This is a genomic window from Paraglaciecola sp. QJM3NY_14, assembly GCF_056173245.1.
On the sequence record NZ_CM149664.1, the window covers coordinates 3,814,686 to 3,832,577 of the forward strand.

Annotated in this window: 18 protein-coding genes; 3 read left to right on the forward strand and 15 right to left on the reverse strand. The window is 44.9% G+C overall.

Annotated features, from left to right (window positions below):
- Window positions 1-7 precede the first annotated feature (7 nt).
- From AC0VYA_RS16370 to ccmA, 10 genes are read right to left on the reverse strand one after another with little or no spacing between them, the layout of a single operon-like run.
- Window positions 8-775 (reverse strand): MlaA family lipoprotein, encoded by a 768-nt coding sequence (locus tag AC0VYA_RS16370; protein ID WP_475488962.1) that lies wholly within the window; start codon window positions 773-775, stop codon window positions 8-10.
- Complete coding sequence (gene ccmI, locus AC0VYA_RS16375; RefSeq protein WP_475488963.1) at window positions 772-2,073, reverse strand: c-type cytochrome biogenesis protein CcmI; 1,302 nt, start codon at window positions 2,071-2,073, stop codon at window positions 772-774. Before ccmI ends, AC0VYA_RS16370 begins: the two co-directional genes overlap by 4 nt.
- Window positions 2,070-2,519 carry a cytochrome c-type biogenesis protein gene (locus tag AC0VYA_RS16380; protein WP_475488964.1) on the reverse strand — a complete coding sequence of 150 codons (450 nt, stop codon included), beginning with the start codon at window positions 2,517-2,519 and terminating at the stop codon, window positions 2,070-2,072. Before AC0VYA_RS16380 ends, ccmI begins: the two co-directional genes overlap by 4 nt.
- Window positions 2,516-3,088: a redoxin family protein gene (locus AC0VYA_RS16385; protein WP_011575986.1), complete on the reverse strand. Its 573-nt coding sequence runs from the start codon at window positions 3,086-3,088 to the stop codon at window positions 2,516-2,518. The genes AC0VYA_RS16380 and AC0VYA_RS16385 overlap by 4 nt, the downstream gene beginning before the upstream one ends.
- On the reverse strand, window positions 3,085-5,118 hold the full coding sequence (locus AC0VYA_RS16390; protein WP_475488965.1) for a heme lyase CcmF/NrfE family subunit: 2,034 nt from the start codon (window positions 5,116-5,118) through the stop codon (window positions 3,085-3,087). The genes AC0VYA_RS16385 and AC0VYA_RS16390 overlap by 4 nt, the downstream gene beginning before the upstream one ends.
- Before the next feature lies 1 nt (window position 5,119).
- Window positions 5,120-5,614 (reverse strand): cytochrome c maturation protein CcmE, encoded by a 495-nt coding sequence (gene ccmE, locus AC0VYA_RS16395; protein ID WP_475488966.1) that lies wholly within the window; start codon window positions 5,612-5,614, stop codon window positions 5,120-5,122.
- Window positions 5,611-5,847, reverse strand: a complete 237-nt coding sequence (gene ccmD, locus AC0VYA_RS16400) for a heme exporter protein CcmD (RefSeq protein ID WP_475488967.1) — start codon at window positions 5,845-5,847, stop codon at window positions 5,611-5,613. The genes ccmE and ccmD overlap by 4 nt, the downstream gene beginning before the upstream one ends.
- Before the next feature lie 3 nt (window positions 5,848-5,850).
- The gene (locus AC0VYA_RS16405) at window positions 5,851-6,597 is read right to left on the reverse strand and encodes a heme ABC transporter permease (protein WP_475488968.1); all 747 of its coding nucleotides are present in this window, start codon (window positions 6,595-6,597) and stop codon (window positions 5,851-5,853) included.
- A complete protein-coding gene (gene ccmB / locus AC0VYA_RS16410) occupies window positions 6,597-7,265 on the reverse strand; it encodes a heme exporter protein CcmB (RefSeq protein ID WP_473475420.1) in 669 nt (222 codons plus the stop codon). Before ccmB ends, AC0VYA_RS16405 begins: the two co-directional genes overlap by 1 nt.
- Entirely contained in the window at window positions 7,262-7,891 is a 630-nt protein-coding gene (gene ccmA, locus AC0VYA_RS16415) for a cytochrome c biogenesis heme-transporting ATPase CcmA (protein ID WP_475488969.1), read from the reverse strand. Before ccmA ends, ccmB begins: the two co-directional genes overlap by 4 nt.
- A 633-nt stretch (window positions 7,892-8,524) precedes the next feature.
- Here ccmA and fliK point away from each other — a divergent pair.
- Both fliK and AC0VYA_RS16425 read left to right on the forward strand, forming a co-directional pair.
- The gene (gene fliK / locus AC0VYA_RS16420; RefSeq protein ID WP_475488970.1) at window positions 8,525-11,149 is read left to right on the forward strand and encodes a flagellar hook-length control protein FliK; all 2,625 of its coding nucleotides are present in this window, start codon (window positions 8,525-8,527) and stop codon (window positions 11,147-11,149) included.
- 31 nt (window positions 11,150-11,180) lie between these two features.
- A complete protein-coding gene (locus AC0VYA_RS16425) occupies window positions 11,181-11,513 on the forward strand; it encodes an EscU/YscU/HrcU family type III secretion system export apparatus switch protein (RefSeq protein WP_475488971.1) in 333 nt (110 codons plus the stop codon).
- Window positions 11,514-11,590: 77 nt separating this feature from the next.
- On the opposite strand, the gene recA is transcribed toward AC0VYA_RS16425, so the two are convergent.
- The 4 genes from recA to AC0VYA_RS16445 form a co-directional block, all read right to left on the reverse strand.
- On the reverse strand, window positions 11,591-12,622 hold the full coding sequence (gene recA, locus AC0VYA_RS16430) for a recombinase RecA (RefSeq protein WP_011575995.1): 1,032 nt from the start codon (window positions 12,620-12,622) through the stop codon (window positions 11,591-11,593).
- Window positions 12,623-12,959: 337 nt separating this feature from the next.
- Window positions 12,960-13,364: a GFA family protein gene (locus AC0VYA_RS16435; protein WP_475488972.1), complete on the reverse strand. Its 405-nt coding sequence runs from the start codon at window positions 13,362-13,364 to the stop codon at window positions 12,960-12,962.
- A 48-nt stretch (window positions 13,365-13,412) separates the two neighbouring features.
- Window positions 13,413-13,784, reverse strand: a complete 372-nt coding sequence (locus AC0VYA_RS16440; RefSeq protein WP_473475429.1) for a DUF3224 domain-containing protein — start codon at window positions 13,782-13,784, stop codon at window positions 13,413-13,415.
- A gap of 104 nt (window positions 13,785-13,888) precedes the next feature.
- Window positions 13,889-14,401: a CinA family protein gene (locus AC0VYA_RS16445; RefSeq protein ID WP_475488973.1), complete on the reverse strand. Its 513-nt coding sequence runs from the start codon at window positions 14,399-14,401 to the stop codon at window positions 13,889-13,891.
- Window positions 14,402-14,530: 129 nt separating this feature from the next.
- Between AC0VYA_RS16445 and mutS the strand changes: the two genes are divergently transcribed.
- A complete protein-coding gene (mutS, locus tag AC0VYA_RS16450) occupies window positions 14,531-17,200 on the forward strand; it encodes a DNA mismatch repair protein MutS (RefSeq protein ID WP_475488974.1) in 2,670 nt (889 codons plus the stop codon).
- A gap of 297 nt (window positions 17,201-17,497) precedes the next feature.
- Here mutS and AC0VYA_RS16455 read toward each other — a convergent pair whose 3' ends face one another.
- Window positions 17,498-17,860: a response regulator gene (locus tag AC0VYA_RS16455; RefSeq protein WP_011576000.1), complete on the reverse strand. Its 363-nt coding sequence runs from the start codon at window positions 17,858-17,860 to the stop codon at window positions 17,498-17,500.
- Window positions 17,861-17,892: the final 32 nt, after the last annotated feature.

A 17,892-nucleotide genomic window follows, 5' to 3' on the forward strand; every position in this document is an offset into this window, starting at 1 on the left:
TTAACCACTATTCAAGGCTATTCAAGTACGCATCAATATCATCTTCAAGGGCTTCTTCTTCTTGCGTTTTTTCCACTTGGCCGTCTTTCACTTTAAACTCTAAGTTTTGGAAATACGCATTTTTAACAAAGCTGTACGGATCGGCAGATTGCTCAAGCTGCTGCTCTTGAGACATCAAAGTTGCACGACTCTCAAGCACTTTAATGCCCGTTCTAAAAGCTGAAAAGTAAAAGTTAAGCGCATCTAGCGGGGTATAGGAAGTATCTACAATGTCCCCCACTCCACTTCGAATATCATTAGGGCCTAAAGCCGGTATCATCAAGTACGGGCCCGTACCGACGCCCCATTTACCTAATGTTTCACCGAACTCTTCTTCATTACGTACTAAGCCCAATTCAGTTGCTACATCGATTGTGCCTAAAAGCCCCACAGTCGAATTCAACAAAAAACGGCCAATACTGATTAACATGCCATCAGGCTTGCCTTGCAATAAGTTATTCAAAGAGTTAGAAGGCTCTTCAAGATTCAGCGCTGCGTTGAATAATCCAGTACGAGCGAATTGCGGCGTGTAATCAACATAAACCACGGTTACTGGCCGTAGCACATAGTTATCAAGAATGTCGTAGTTAAAATCCCAGAAGGTGCGGTTAACGGATTCAAACGGATCTTTCGGGTCGTTATATTCCTGTGCTTGTTCGTCTGTACTGTTACTTGACGCACAGCCGCCCAAGGTCAATAACACAAAAAATAGCGAGCCTATTTTTAGTTTATTCACGGTAATTCCTCATTGATTAATATCGTGTATTGTTCGTTTTTCGATTTATTAAGTGTTATCTCTAACGTTCCTTGTAAATCACCGCTTGTTTTCATGACATTGCCAGACTGAGATATTTTAGCCACTAACCGCACCTTTGATAATTGCGACAAGGTTAGCGTGGGCATTACAGCGTTCGCATCTGACAATTCAACCGTAATGGGTAATTCGCCCATAGGCATTTTCACCACTGCTGCTGGCATTTTGCTGCCACCATTTGCATCTTGGGCATAAACAAACAAAAAACCATTTTGCGGTATTTTAGCAGTAAGTGACTTATCTAAGGTAACGTTTACACTCACCATTACAGGCGCGCTATCAGGCTTTGCTGCTGAAGAGTTTTTATCTTCTGATGGCATTGCACCCGCTAAAGGCTCTTGTTTAATCAGCGATTCCGGTGTGACTGCGGCATTCCCTTGTAACTGGGCTATTTGCGCTTCGATTGATTGATATATCGGCGCCTCTTTAGGCACAAATGCTTTTAATCGCTGCCAAGTTTTAATTGCTAGTTCTTTGTCACCTTGTTGGGTAGCCGCCATCGCCAACATACCTAATGCCCCGGTGTTTTGTGGATCCAACTGTAATATGCGATTCAAATACACTTTTGCCTGTGCGAGATAACTTTCTTGATTCACCATTAATAGCATTTGGCTGTAACTGGCTAGCGTTTCGACATTGTCAGGTTCAATTGCAAGTGCTCGCTCAAAGGCATCCATCGCGCTTTCAACACGATTAGTAGCTACATATACACGGCCAAGTAGCGTCCAACCTATGGCATCATTTTCACTGCTAGTAAGCTTAGTTCTTAACCCCAGCGCGAATTGCTGCAGATCTTCTTCGGTGACTGAGGCGTCACCTTGCGTCACAATGCGCTCAGCCAATTCCGGTAGCTGTGCTTTGGCATCTTGCCAGTTATTCAATGCTGATACATTGTTCACCTGAAAGTACAATACAGCGACTCCGACCACACTCAGCAAGCCGCCAATAAGCAAGACACCGCGAGCAGAGGTAGCATTCTGAGTCTGTGAGTCTTGCTCGTCGAGCAACGCAATTTTCAGATCTTTCTCTGTTTCTAATCGGTCTTGATGACTTAGCAAGCCTTCGTGCTCTTCCCGTTCCAGCTCAAGCAAACGTTGCCGAATTAAACGGGTATTAGTCAATGTATCTTGGCGTTTTCGCCCTTCTACTAACCAGGGAAATACAACGAAACCAGCCGCCACCAGTAACAAAACGATCCCCGTTATCCAAAATACGCTCACTTATCTTCCTCCAGCAACCTTTCCGCGGCTTGCAGCTTATTCTCATCTTGGCTTACTGGCTTTTGCTGGCGACTGCGCACAACAAAAACAATGCCGAAACAGACAAAAAACGCCGGCAATAACCATAACCAAACCGTAGTGGCGTTCACAGGCGGCTGATAATAAACAAAGTCGCCATAACGCTGCTTCATATAATCAATAATTTGCTCGCGAGATTGCCCTTCATTGACTAGCTGATACACCTTACGGCGTAGGTCAGCAGCAATCATGGCGTCTGAATCGGCGATATTTTGGTTTTGACACATAGGACAGCGCAGCTCTTTAGTTAATTCAAAGAACAACGCACTTTGCGCATCGGTTTCAAACTGGTAGGTTTCTTCACTGGCAAAGATTGAGGTACTTAGCACAGTGTACAGTGCCAAGATAAGAAATTTAAAACGTATCATTCTGCAATCAACTCCTGATATACAGACTCGAACTTGTTCTGCCACACTCTAGGATTAATATCGCCAATATGATGCAAGCGCACCTTGCCTTGCTTATCAATCAAAAAGGTTTCGGGCGCACCCGTTACTCCTAAATCTAAGGATAGGTCACGCTTTACATCAAAAATATTGTAAGCATAAGGGTCACCTAATTGACCAAGTTTCTGCTCAACTTCTTGCTGCACTCTTTCGACGGTTTTAATACCAAAATCTGGGTCGATGTCCTGATCGTAATACAAACCGACTATGTGTTTACCCTCGTTTTTTAACTGCTCTAAAAACGGAATTTCCACAGCGCAGGTAACGCACCACACGCCCCACACGTTCAGCAGGGTGACCTTGCCCACAAACACTTCTGTGGTGTAGGTTAAATCGGTATCCATTAGATCAGGCAATACAAAACTCGGAACGGGTTTGTTCAACAAAGTTGATTCGTGCTCTCTTGGGTTGCTAAACAACCCTTGAAATAAGAATATCGCTAAGCCCACAAACAGAATTAAAGGCAATACGAATAACGAAATCTTTCTCATGATCGAGACTCCACTGCATCTTGAGAAGCTGGCACCTGCGGCGCGTTCAGTTTTATTTGGTCTTTAGCAACTTTCTTGCTAGCTAGTTTCTGCATGCGATAACGCTTATCTGAGATAGACAAAATGCCACCAAATCCCATGATGAAAGCCCCGGCCCAAATCCAATTTACAAACGGTTTTACGTAGATGCGCAAAGCCCAATCGCCATCGTCAAGTTGCTCGCCAAGTGCGACAAACAAGTCGCGGTGAATATTTGAATCAATCCCTGCCTCTGTCATCACATTGCGCTGCACGGTATAAATCCGTTTTTCAGCTTGCAGATTAGCGACTACTTCACCGTCTTGTTTCGCCACTACATGCCCTTGATAGCCGGTGTAATTCGGCCCTTTAACGTTACTTACACCATTAAAGGTAAAGTCATAACCCATGAGTTGAACGGTTTCGCCATACGCCATGCGCACGTGTTTTTCTTGGTTGTAGTTACTTACTAAAGTGATACCAATAATACTGACCGCGAAGCCCAAGTGGCCGACCACCATGCCCCAATGGCTAGGCGTCAGTTTAGCCAAGGCCGAGAAAATCGGTTGTTGTGACAGTTTTTTATCGGCATTAATGCGCTGATGTATTTCCATGATCGTGGTGACCACAATCCAGAACCCCATAACCATACCTAACGCCGCCATATAGGATGTTTGCTCGAAATTCGCCGTCACCAATATCGCAGCAGACAAGCTCAGTCCAAACGCGAGCAATAACTGTTTATACAGCGCCGAGGGAGCCTGATTCTTCCAGCGTGACAATGGCCCGATGCCCATCAGTAATACAAATGGCACAATCAAATAGCTAAACATTTGATTAAAGAAAGGCGCGCCAATTGAAATAGACCCCAGACCTAACTCTTTGTGCACTAATGGTAAAAGTGTTCCTAATAACACCACCAAGCAGGCCGCGGTCAGAAATACGTTGTTTCCAGCGAGCATCACCTCACGGGAAAATAATTGGTAACGGCCAGCACCTTTAAGTTGTGGTGCACGGATTGCGAACAGTAAAAGAGAGCCGCCAATCACCACAACAAGTAAGCCTAAAATAAAAAGACCTCGACTTGGGTCACTGGCAAAAGAGTGCACAGATACCAAAATACCCGAGCGCACTAAAAACGTACCAAGTAGGCTTAACGAGAACGCAGCAATAGCCAGTAAAACAGTCCATGATTTAAACACTTTACGCTTCTCGGTTACCGCTAAGCTGTGCATTAACGCGGTACCTACGAGCCACGGCATAAATGAGGCGTTTTCAACGGGATCCCAGAACCACCAACCGCCCCAGCCGAGCTCATAATAAGCCCACCAACTACCTAGGGCGATCCCTACGGTGAGAAATGACCATGCAGCAATTGTCCAAGGACGAGACCAACGGGCCCACGTTGAATCTAACTGACCAGAAATCAATGCGGCTAAGGCAAAAGCGAAAGCCACAGAAAACCCAACATACCCCATGTACAGCATAGGTGGATGAATTATCATGCCGAAGTCTTGAAGAAGCGGGTTTAGATCACGCCCATCAACAGGGTAAAACGGCAGTAATACATCAAATGGATTCGATGTAAGCAACATAAACAAGTAGAAACCAATCGCTACCATGCCAAGAATAGACAAGACTCGAGCCACCATTTTCAGCTCTATCGCTTTACTAAACAACGCGACGGCGACAGTCCAAATCGAAAAGATCATCACCCATAGCAAGAATGAGCCTTCATGCCCGCCCCATACGGCAGTGTATTTATACACAAGCGGCAAGGTACTGTTAGAGGTGCTCGCCACGTAAGCCAAACTGAAATCGTCATGTACAAACGCCCATGTTAAGCAAATATACGCAACTAGGGTAAACGCAAACATACCGATGGCCAGCGGTTTCGCCATTTGCATCAGTTTTAAGTGGTCTTTTTGTGCGCCCCACAAAGGATAAATAGCGAGTGATATCGCCATGAGTAACGCTAAAACCAGTGAAATATTTCCTAATTCAGCCACCATATCAGCCACTCACCTTTGGCGTTGAGTAAGCCTGCTCTGGCTTCACATGTTTGATGCCTTTCATTTTTTCTGCTAACTCGGGTGGCATATATTCTTCGTCGTGCTTAGCCAACACTTCATGTGCTTCAATGTGATTTTCGGCTGTTAAGACGCCCGTGGCGACGATGCCCTGCCCTTCACGAAATAAATCTGGTAATAAGCCTTGGTAGCTCACTGTCACGATTGGACCTGTGTCGACTAAATCAAAACTCACCGCTAAACTTTCGTTGTCACGCTTAACCGAGCCGGGAACGACCATGCCTCCTATACGCAAACGCTGCCCCACTTGAGGAACTTCTTTTACTTGGCCTATTTGCTTGCCGTCGATGACTTCCGAAGGCGTGTAAAACAGATCAATGTTTTGACTCAAGGCATAAAGCATTAAGCCGATAGCTGCGCCGATTACCAATACGATAGCGGATATCACTATCAGGCGTTTTTGACGTCTAGGATTCATTTTTTTTCTTCCTCATTTTGTAGCGACGCTTGCGCTGCAGCAGTAGCCTTTGCCGCTTTAATACGCATTTTTCGGGCCTGCTCTTTTTCTACGGCATTAAACAATTGCTTTTTTTGGCGAACGGCATCAAAAGCGAGAATAGCGAGAGCCAATAAACTAACGCCGAAAGACAGCCACACGTAGAATCCGTAACCGCCCATATCTAAAAATGCACTGACACTTTCAAACTGCATGCCTTACTTCCTCTTCGTTTGGGTAACTAGCGCTTGAACCCAAGGGCGATGCAGCTCACGACGTAATATCTCGTTCTGGAAACGTCGAATAAATATTGCGCCCATCACCAAAGCCAGTCCCAGAATGCTTATCAGCAAAGGCCAGAGCATTTCAGGCGCTACCGATGGCTTATCAAATTTAGTGATACTCGCGCCCTGGTGTAAGGTATTCCACCATTCCACGGAAAAATGAATAATCGGCAAATTAATCACACCTACCAGTGCCATCACACCTGCTGCTTTGCCTCCTTGCTGCTTATCCTCAAATGAGGCATACAAGGAAATAACGCCTAAGTACAAAAATAACAAAATCAACTCAGAGGTTAAGCGCGCATCCCACACCCACCAAGTGCCCCACATGGGTTTCCCCCAAGCAGCGCCGGTAAACAATGCGATAAAGGTTACCACTGCACCAATTGGCGCGAGCGCTATCATGGCCATAAATGCGGTGCGCACCTGCCAGACTAAACCGATAAAAGCTGAAATCGCCATCGCACTGTATGCACCCATAGATAAGATCGCGCTAGGTACGTGAATATAGATTATGCGAAAGGAATCCCCTTGCTGGTAATCAGAGGGAGCAAAAGCAAGGCCCCATATCATCCCAACGCTAAAAGAGATAAGCGATGTAGTGACAAACCAAGGGAGTAAGCGCTCACATAGCTGGTATGCATTTTGGGTTTTCGCATAAGGATGTAACCATTTCCACATCAGTTTTGACTCACTCGTAATGCGTAGGCAATAGCGAAGGGCGCCAAAGCCAAGGAGATTAATAACATTGCACCAATAATGGCTAATTGGGCCGTATACGGTAATTGTAATGACGCAGCTTCTACCGCTGCAGTAGCAAAAATAAGTAACGGAATAAACACCGGCAGTAGCAGCAGTGCTAATAACACGCCCCCTCGATTAAGCCCTAGGGTTAATCCGACGGCAATGGCGCCCACTAAACTCAATAAAGGCGTACCCAATAAAAGTGTACTTAACAACGCCCAATACATAGGTTCAGTTAAATTTAAAAAAAGCGCCAAAAGAGGTGATAACAACAAAAGCGGTACGATACTGGTGAGCCAATGGGTAAACACTTTAACCAGCACCACAAACGGCAGCGGCGTCGCCGACAACATTATTTGCTCAAGTGAACCATCATTATAATCATCTTTAAACAAACGCTCCATACCCAGCAATGATGACAAGATCGCTGCAACCCATATCACACCAGGCCCAACCTTTTGCAATGTAGCTGGGTTTGGCCCTATGCCTAACGGAAACAAACTTATTACCAAAATGAAAAACATCATTGGCTGCATCAGCTCTGAACGCTGGCGATAGGCTAAAGCCAAATCGCGTGAGAATATCGCTTTTAATGCAATGCTCATATGCGATATTCCAACTGTAACTCTTTTGTTGGGTAATCCACATCTAACGCTTGATGAGATGTCATTACCACACACCCACCTTGCTGCAAATGCTGAATAATTCGAGCGTTTAACAGTGCAATCCCTTGTACGTCTAGAGCAGTGAATGGTTCATCTAATATCCATACTGTGGCAGTGGTTTTTAACCAAAATCTCGCTAATGCAACACGCCTTTGCTGCCCTGCCGATAAATTACTTACCGGCACATCTTCTAAACCCACTAACCCTAGTACACCCAATACATTGTATATTGCGTTTTCACTGGTCATTACATTGTGTTGGCAACACCAATACATTAAATTCTCGAGTGGATTTAAACTGCGGTTTATGCCCAAAGCATGACCAAAATAGAGTAAGTCACTTTGGTAAGCCTCGCGATTTTGCATAATGTTTTGCCCGCGGTACGCAACCGACCCGCTGTCAGCGTTTACTAATCCGGTTAATACTCTCAATAGACTTGTTTTGCCCGCACCATTTGGCCCCTTGATATACATCAAATCACCCGCAGAAACAGATATATTTATCTCATCAAACAGCAACCTATCGCGCTTTGAAACAGATAATTGATGAGCAGAAAGTAGCGGCAAAGCAGTCCCTAGATAAACAAATAGTTAGACAAAAAAACGCCGCGATAATACCACAGCCCAACAATCTGGAATACTCAGAAAATCAAATAAGTCGTATCAATTCATGTACTAAAGTTGTCATTTTAGGGTACTAAAGAATGATTCTTATAAAAATGCCAGAGCTTTGATAACAATATGAACGGCAGTAATGCGCCCCCTAGGTGGTACGCATCAGCCATAGTGTGTTCATAATGAGAAAACGCTGTTAATTCCCGTGCTATTGCAAAACTAAAAGACGCGCTAAGCCTACAGTTTTGGATTAATACCATTACACGTTAATAAGCGATCACTCAGCGATTGTGTAGAAGGCTTAAACAAGGCGCATGACTGGCCGCTCTTTATTAAAAGACAACTCGTTCTCTTTCGACGTCATGCAACGCATGTGTGAGTCCTTTTAAAACTCGCCTAAAAGGAATGCTACAGCAGCTTTTGCTCTGTGTTTTCACTATTTGAAAGGGAACAACCATTACTGCATAGTGACACCTTAATCTAAAGCGCTGGACGCATTCTGATGCGGCACTTATTGATGCGGATTGGTATAAGAGCATGCTACATTTAGATTAATATTATTCGCTAACAGCCGATAAACGATATATGTCAGATAGCCCCCCTATTTCCTCAACGCAGACGACGCAAGCTACTCACCCAGCTAAGGTCGCGCCAAGTACCAGTGGGCATAGTTCTGAGGCTATCATTAAGCAAGTATCACCTGCCCTTGTGACGGTCAGCTCCAAGGCGCAAGGTCAGCCTGTTGCGCTCGCAACAAGTGAGATTAAAGGTCAACTCGATCCGAAGTTGCGCTATAACGTTAGTGTTACCATTGATGTTGCAAACACGGCCACCTCTACTAAGGCAACGCCGCAAGTATCCACCGCAGCTTCATTGTTATCAGTTCAGCCCTCAACCGAATCTCAGCCTAAAGCGGCGCCTCAACCCGCTGTAGGCACTCAACCCGCTGTAGGCACTCAACCCGCTGTAGGCACTCAACAAGCGACTAGCACTCCAATTCTGCTATTTACCAGCTCTCAAACAACAAGCGCCAAGCAAACCAATGCAACAATAAACAGTCAACAACTAGAACGAATTTTAAGCTTACCACCTAGCCAAATACAGGCTGCTCGCATTCCTCCGACATTATTGAGCACTCAAGCTCAAGTCGTCGCAATCGATGCTAAGTTAACAACATTGACGTTTACAAGCTCAGCTACTCAGCAAAGTTCCAGTGTAAGTTTATCTACCTCTTCCCCAGCCCCTAATCCTTTCAGAAAGGGCGAAATACTCAATGTGCAGCTTAAACCGGTTGGCAACCAGTGGCAGATGTTACTTAATAGTCTTAACACTGGCTCTCAGGGCATTTTCGCCAAAGCGACTAATGATCAGATCTCGCCTGTGCTTAAACAGGTACTCGTTGATTCAGCCTCAAAAATGCCAGTGCAAGGTAATACGCTACAACCTCGACAGAATACTCTCCCCTTTAATCAAAACTCGCCTCAAATAGTAATTGATAGCAAGGCATTGGGTCGCGCTCTGACATCGACAGCACCCCTGATACGCAACGCGAATATCGGCGCAAATACTTCACAGTCGAATGTGAGTACTTCCCAGAATATTAAAAACAATCCTCTATTAATGACGGCGTTACAAAGCTCTATCGCAACAAAATTACATTTGGCGATAAATAAAGATGGTGGGGCGGTTATTCAAAATATCGATGAGCTGAATTCAGTCACCACGAAACCGTCAGCCCAGATACAGATAACTGGAAAAAATATCGACAGCATTGCAACACTGTTAAAAACACTAAATGTCCCCGTCGACGCGCAAACACACAGAGCACTTCTACTTATTGCGAGCAACAGCGCGCAAAGGTCAGCCGCTCCTATCATAGATCCTTTGTTGAATCAGTCTCTAGATAGGAAAAATTCAGAGCTGCCTTCAAATCACCAGCCAATAAATAGGTCACAAAGCCATATCTCAAAGTTAGCAGGATCTGCTGCTTCATCCTTTCGCCATGGAATAAATCAGTTTCTGAACAACATAACGGGCGATCAGCAAGCTACTGCAAAGGCGATAAACTCTGGGACAGCCAGTACCATTCTATCCAATAGCAGTAAGCCTGATAGCGTTTCAAAATCCACAGCAATACACTCTACTGATAGCTCAACGGCTAAAACTCCACCAATTGGCAGACAAGCTGAGACTTCAGTAAACGATGAACAGGTTGATAAAGCGAATATTGTCGCCCCGCAAATGACGCCGAAGGTTAAAGCGCAAGCGATAGAAGTGCTGCATTCGTTATTGCGCGTTGTGCAAGCAAGAGCTGAGCAGCCCAGTGAATCATTAACCAGAATAGCCAGTGCGCTAAACGATACGCAATTTATTGAGGAGCCAGGGGTAAAAGGTCTTAAAGAACATGTACTGGAACAAATAAAACAAAATGTACCTCAAGGTAAAGAGCAGGACGCTAATCAAATACGTCAGCTATTAACAAACCAAGCACTGAGTTTAAGTGCAACGCAAATTGTTAGTCCTGTTTCAGGGCAAGGCATGCTCAGCGGCTTAGTAACGTTAATTCAAATATCTCTGGCATCACGCTTTGCGCGCAACCAACCTCACCAAAGCGAGAAACTATCCCAAGGGATTAATTCTCTTTTTAGTTCTGAATCGAGCGCGGGTTCTGGCAAAACGAATAGTAGCGCACCAGTCAGCTCAAAGGGGTTGAATGAGTTTGCTCAGCTAGAACAGAAGCATCAAATCTTGCGAGAAATAAGTCGTTTATTTGCCGGTCATCAAAGTAGTAAAATTGGCAATGCCGAGCAACTCCTGCAAGGTCAAGACAGTTTTTACTACACCTTGCCCTCTGCGTTTGGCAATAAGTTGCAAGATATCGAGTTATTAGTCAGACGTGAGAGTGATTCAAGAGAAGACGGGAAAGAGGATGCAAACGACAACAATCGAATTTGGCATTTGACCATGAAATTAAGTGCTGGTGATTTAGGGGAATTGTTGACCAAGGCCAAATTGCGTCAAGGTACACTAGAGTTAGACTTTTATACTTCTAATGAGCAAACCAAACACCAAGTAATGAATTACTTGCCTCTATTTAATAAACGCCTGACTGCGTTAGGAATAGAAGTCACCAAAACTCAGTGCCAATTAGGAAAAATTCCTGACACGTTACGTCAACGACCTTATCACCTACTGCAGACTAAAGTTTAGTCACGCTAATTCGAATTTAAATAGGTATCCCGTGACCGATAATACAAATAAAGACAACTCGAAAGCCAGAAGTGCCGTCGCACTGAAACACCATGAGGGTGATAAAAAAAATGCTCCTCAGGTGGTTGCGAAAGGGTTCGGCGACTTAGCAGATGAAATCATAGCGCTGGCGAAAGAAAGCGGCGTGTTGATCCATGAAGATCCGTACTTAAGTGAATTTTTAGCGAGTTTAGATTTAGGTCAAGAAATCCCAGAAGAGCTATACCACGTGATTGCCGAACTCATCAGCTTCTCCTACGTTCTGCAGGGAAAATTCCCAGAGAGCTGGGCGAAAGACTATAACAAAGTGTCCAAGCAGGTTTGATCGAATTATTTTTCTGTCAACATCAATAATATAAAAAAAACCGCCAAGTGGCGGTTTTTATTAAGTACAAGCTCTACTTATTCTTCGTCAGCTTTTGCAGGCTCTTCTGCTTTAACGGTTTTCTTTAATAGCAGTTCAGCACGCAGCTTTTGTTCAATGTCGTTAGACATCTCGGTATGCTCTTTAAGGTATTTAACCACGTTAGCTTTACCCTGACCGATGCGTTCGCCATTGTAGCTGTACCAAGCGCCCGCTTTCTCTACAAGCTTCTGCTTAACACCTAAATCAATCAATTCGGCTTCTTTACAGATCCCTTGACCGTACATGATCTGGAACTCAGCTTGTTTAAATGGCGGAGCCACTTTGTTTTTAACCACTTTTACCCGAGTTTCGTTACCGACTACTTCATCGCCGTCCTTAATCGCACCGATACGGCGAATATCTAAACGTACTGAAGCGTAGAACTTAAGTGCGTTACCACCAGTTGTCGTCTCTGGTGAACCAAACATCACACCAATTTTCATACGAATCTGGTTAATAAATATTACTAAGGTGTTCGAACGCTTAATGTTACCCGTTAGCTTACGCAAGGCTTGTGACATCAAACGGGCTTGCAAGCCAACGTGTGAATCACCCATGTCGCCTTCGATTTCCGCTTTTGGTGTCAATGCCGCTACAGAATCGACTACAACCACATCAACTGCGCCTGAGCGAACTAACATGTCACAAATCTCTAACGCTTGCTCACCAGTGTCCGGCTGTGACACTAACAAATCATCAATGTTAACACCCAACTTACCAGCATAAATTGGATCAAGCGCATGCTCAGCATCGACAAACGCGCAAGTTTTGCCCATTTTTTGCGCTTCAGCAATAGCTTGTAACGTAAGCGTGGTTTTACCTGATGATTCAGGTCCGTATATTTCAACCACACGTCCACACGGTAAGCCGCCTATGCCTAAGGCGATATCTATAGTCAGAGACCCAGTAGAAATCGCTTCAATATCCATTGCTTGGTTGTCACCCAAGCGCATGATTGCGCCTTTACCGAATTGCTTTTCGATTTGACCAAGAGCGGCGGTTAGCGCGCGAGTTTTGTTATCGTCCATCAGTATGTCCTATGGTTCAGCCCGTGCACTTACACTTGGTTAAAGTCTAAATCGACACAGATAATTGAAATTATATGGGCGTAGTATACTGTACAACCATACAGTTACAAGTCACTTTATGAAAATATTAACAAAGGATGAGTTTACCTTTATATAAAGGTACGGCTTATAGAGAAACGGCTTATCAAGGCACAGCAGCTGCGAGCATTGTGAGACAGCATCAGGGTCGTAATCGCAGAGTCGTTGAATTTTAGTGTTCAAGTTCCTTTATTGCAATGCTGTCTAAGGTTGAGCCTAAATCTATCTTTTACGTGCTAATTTACGCTCACGCATTTAGTTACTTAGGCATCGAATCGAACTTCTTGCATACAGTAGCTGAGTCAAACCATGGAGCTCGTTCAGTATAAAAAATCTGACTCTGAGGTTGGATATTAGGTTCACAATCTAAGCTGCCAGCAGGCACAACCAACGCTTTACCAGACAAAGACTTATAAGGTACAGCGCTACCACATTCACCACAGAACGCATTTGAAATGCTACGTCCAGCAACGTTAAAGCGCGTGATGAGGCCCTCTCCAGTGAGCCATTTAATATTGTCAATGTCTGTAAACAGATTGGCCGCATATGCCGAGCCAGTTGCCTTTTGACATTGTGTACAATGGCATAAGTGGAATTGACTAAAATTATTCTCGCATGTAAACGTGACGCGATTGCACAAACAGCTACCTAATACTTGCTTCATTAGCTTCTCATCAATTATTTTTGAATAAATTTAAATAAAGGAAACGAGCTACAGTTCAAAATCTAATTCGTAACTATGTTTTCCGTCTTGCTGGATGATCCGCATCGCGCCCTTTAACCCAGCCAAATCGCCGCTGGCAGAACCTTCCAACACTGAAATATTCAGAGATTGTGTTTCAGGTGACATGTTACCATTATGCAATAAAGAAAACGTCCCAGCCCTGCCCTTGAGCGTTCCTTCAAACTCTTCAATTGCAAAATATACTGCAACACCATTATCTGTGCGCTTACTGATCATTTGCCCTAGCCCTTTGCCTGCCAAGCCCCCTTGGTAGGTTTTATTGATTACCATACGTCCAGCGGGCGCTGCCTCGTCTTCTTGTGGTGTTAAGTCCACCTCAAAAGTGCCTGTTGCGATCATAATTAATTCCTTATGTGAATATTGCTAACGCTTAAAGAGCGTTCTTTTATCTAATTTCATAGCGAAAGGTTAAATCCTACTTCCTTTGCCACAGTGGGAGTAATTTACCGTTTCCCGCCCGAAGACAATGACTCTGCTTTACAATGTATGACTAACTGATTCAGTGCATACTCAATAGCTCGGGCCCGCACCTGATGCCGATCCCCCGTAAAACACTGGCAAGACGTTGTTACCTCCCCATTTACCGAAAAACCGAACCAAACGGTACCGACAGGTTTTTCTACACTTCCGCCATCAGGCCCGGCAATTCCGCTGACCGACACAGCAACATTTGATCCAGCGGCTTTAGACGCTCCCGCCGCCATCTGTTGCACCACCGCTTGAGACACTGCGCCATGCTCGTTTAAGGTTTGCTCGCTCACGCCCAACATAACTTGCTTTGCTTCGTTTGAATAAGTGATATAACCACTTTTAAACCAGCTTGAGCTTCCAGATGTACTTGTGATGGCGTATCCTATGCCCCCTCCAGTGCATGACTCAGCACAGGTAACACTCCAGCCTAGTTGCTGCAGATGTTCACCAAGTTGTTGTGCCAATTGAATTGAATTGTTTGTCATAATTTACATCCATACAGGGTTATTTGACGCGCTGAAAAATATTCAGTGAATACTATAAGCATGCCAAACAATGATCACTAAACAAAGCGTTAAAATTACATCGCGATCCCGATAAGAGTGCCGTAGCGAATGCCAAAAACAAATTCATCAGCAGCGTCAATAAACGCTAATCCCTCATCTTTGCAGCAGCATACGCCTATGATGCAGCAGTATTTGAAAATTAAAGCTGAACATCCAGATATTCTATTGTTTTATCGCATGGGAGATTTTTATGAATTGTTCTTTGACGATGCTAAAAAAGCCGCCGAACTACTCGATATCTCCCTAACTGCCAGGGGGAAATCAGGCGGCAATGCCATCCCTATGGCAGGCGTTCCTTATCATGCGGTAGAAAATTATTTGGCTCGACTAGTGAAAATGGGCCAGTCAGTCGCTATCGTCGAACAGGTGGGTGACCCCGCAACCAGCAAAGGGCCTGTTGAGCGAAAAATGCAACGTATTGTTACCCCAGGTACAGTATCAGACGAGGCACTCCTTAACGATAAACAAGACAGTATATTAGCCGCGGTTTTTTGCCCCACGCAAAAAGCAAATCAAGAATTGATATTCGGGTATGCCACCTTAGATGTAACCAGCGGTCGCTTTACGCTATGTGAGCTCAGTGGTGAGGAAGCTCTCGCTGCCGAGTTACAACGCACGAATCCTGTCGAGCTTTTATACCCTGACGATTTTGCCTACAGTCATCTTATCAATCAGCGAAAGGGTTTACGTCGCCGCCCGCAGTGGGAGTTCGATTTACAAACCGCCACTACCCAGCTTACTAGCCAGTTTGGTACCAATGAGCTATCTGGTTTTGGCGTGCAAAACCACCACGTCGGTATTTGTGCTGCAGGTTGCGTGATGCAATATATCAAAGACACCCAGCGCTCAGCCCTGCCCCACATTGACCGAATCGTGCTTGAGTCCCACAACGACACAGTCGTGATGGACGCCGCCACACGGCGTAACTTAGAGCTAACGTTTAATTTATCTGGTGGTATTGAAAACACGCTCGCGAGTATTCTTGATAGAACCTCAACACCTATGGGCAGCCGTTTGTTGCAACGATGGATCCACCGTCCGTTAACGGATGTCACCGTGCTTAAAAAACGTCAACGAAATATTCAAGGGTTGATGGAGTCACCCTATACCCAGTTACAAGGTGCCCTGAAAAAAATAGGTGACATGCAGCGCGTGTTAGCAAGGCTGGCGCTGCGCAGTGCTCGTCCGCGGGATTTTGCCCGCCTGCGCCAAGCCTTTGCACTATTGCCCGATATTCAACACTATCTTGAGCACGAAATTAGTCACACTAGCGAAAGCGCTCAGCCGAGCGACTTACTTCACTTGGCAGAAAAAATCAGTCAATACCCTGACTTCGCAGACTTGTTAGAACGCGCAGTCATTGAAGCCCCCCCAGTATTAATCCGCGATGGAGGGGTCATAAAAGAAGGATATAACGAAGAGCTTGATCGCCTACGTGCGCTGTCAAAAGGGGCGACCGACTATTTAGAAGAATTAGAGCTACGCGAAAAAGAGCGTACTGGCATCGCGAGCCTCAAAGTGGGCTACAACCGAGTGCATGGTTACTTTATTGAAGTCAGCCGCAGTCAATCTGACCTCGTGCCTGTAGAGTATGTTCGTCGCCAAACGCTGAAAAATAACGAACGTTACATCATCCCAGAACTCAAAGAGCACGAAGACAATGTGCTTAGCAGCCAAAGTCGCTCATTAGCCCTTGAAAAGCGCTTATACGATGAGCTTTTCGATTTACTCTTACCGCAATTAACACAACTAATGCAAAGTGCTGATGCACTAGCAGAATTAGATGTACTCACTAATTTAGCCGAGCGCGCTGAAAGCCTTAATTATCACCGCCCAGAATTATGCCCTCAAAGCGGCATTCACTTTAGTCAAGGTCGCCACCCTGTTGTAGAGCAGGTATCAGATGCGCCCTTTATCGCCAACCCAATTAACGTTAACCCAAATCGCAGAATGTTGGTGATCACCGGCCCGAACATGGGCGGTAAATCAACGTACATGCGTCAAACCGCCCTCATCGTGTTGATGGCTTATATCGGCAGCTATATACCTGCGCAAGATGCTCAGATTGGCCCGATTGACCGCATATTTACCCGCATTGGTGCTTCCGACGATTTAGCCTCTGGCCGTTCCACCTTCATGGTAGAAATGACCGAAACCGCTAACATTTTGAACAACGCCACGGCGAATAGCTTGGTGTTAATGGACGAAATTGGCCGAGGTACCAGTACCTATGATGGCCTTTCTTTAGCGTGGGCCTGCGCTGAGTATTTAGCGACCAAGCTGCAATCTTTCACCTTATTTGCTACCCATTACTTCGAGTTAACAGGGCTAGCGGATGCATTGCCAGAGTTAGCCAATGTGCATCTAGATGCCGTTGAGCACGGTGAAAGCATTCGTTTTATGCACGCAGTGCAAGATGGTGCAGCCAGTAAAAGCTATGGTTTGCAAGTAGCTCAACTCGCAGGCGTACCGAAATTAGTGGTACAAGCGGCTAAACGCAAATTACATGAACTTGAAACGGGTGATATTTCCAAACAAGGTCGACAAGAGACGTCGCCAGTCAATACAGTTTATGCAACAGAAAAAGTAGAGACGCAGCTGGACTTGCTCAGTCAGACAAGCGAAGCCGAAGACTTACTGCACAGTATTCAGCCCGATGATTTAACGCCTAAGCAGGCCCTTGATTACTTGTACCAACTAAAAAAATTGGTTCGATAAATAAATATCTTTTAAAAGGGAAATGACTATTCCCCCTCGGACGTGCTGAACTTTGCAGTTCATTTTTGTAGCGGTCTGTGTGTTGTTTAGGCAAGGCAAATGGTTGAAGGTCTAGTGGGCTAAATCAAAACCATTCAACGCGGTATAAACAGCACATAGGCGCTACCCGAAGGGTTCTTGGAAGTCTTTTACTCGTTGTTACAGTCCATTAACTTAACCCGCTAGGCCCACTGGACTGTTTTGCGAATAAAACGCTTCTATTTAGACCGAAATTCGTACAGCAATGTTTAACACGCCCTAGAGCCGCTCCATTAAACTCAATAAGCTCATGGGAGTAACAGGTTTTTCCAAAAAACCCACTGCACCAATTTCGTATGCCAGATTAACGGTTTCTTCTGACGTATCAGCGGAGCACATGACTATTTTTGCGTCAGGAATTTCATCGTGAAGAATGCTTAGTAATTCCAAGCCATCCACTTTAGGTAATTTGATATCCATCAGAATCAATTGGTAGTCTTTGCGACAAACTCTAGACATGACTTCTGCTGAATCGTGAGCGGTATCAACATGCACATATCCATTCCCTTGTAACACAGTGCATATAAAGGTGCAGATGGCTTCAACGTCATCAACAACCAAAATGGGACGCAATTTATCCATAAAGCGGATCCTTTTACTATTTGCTCAGTAGT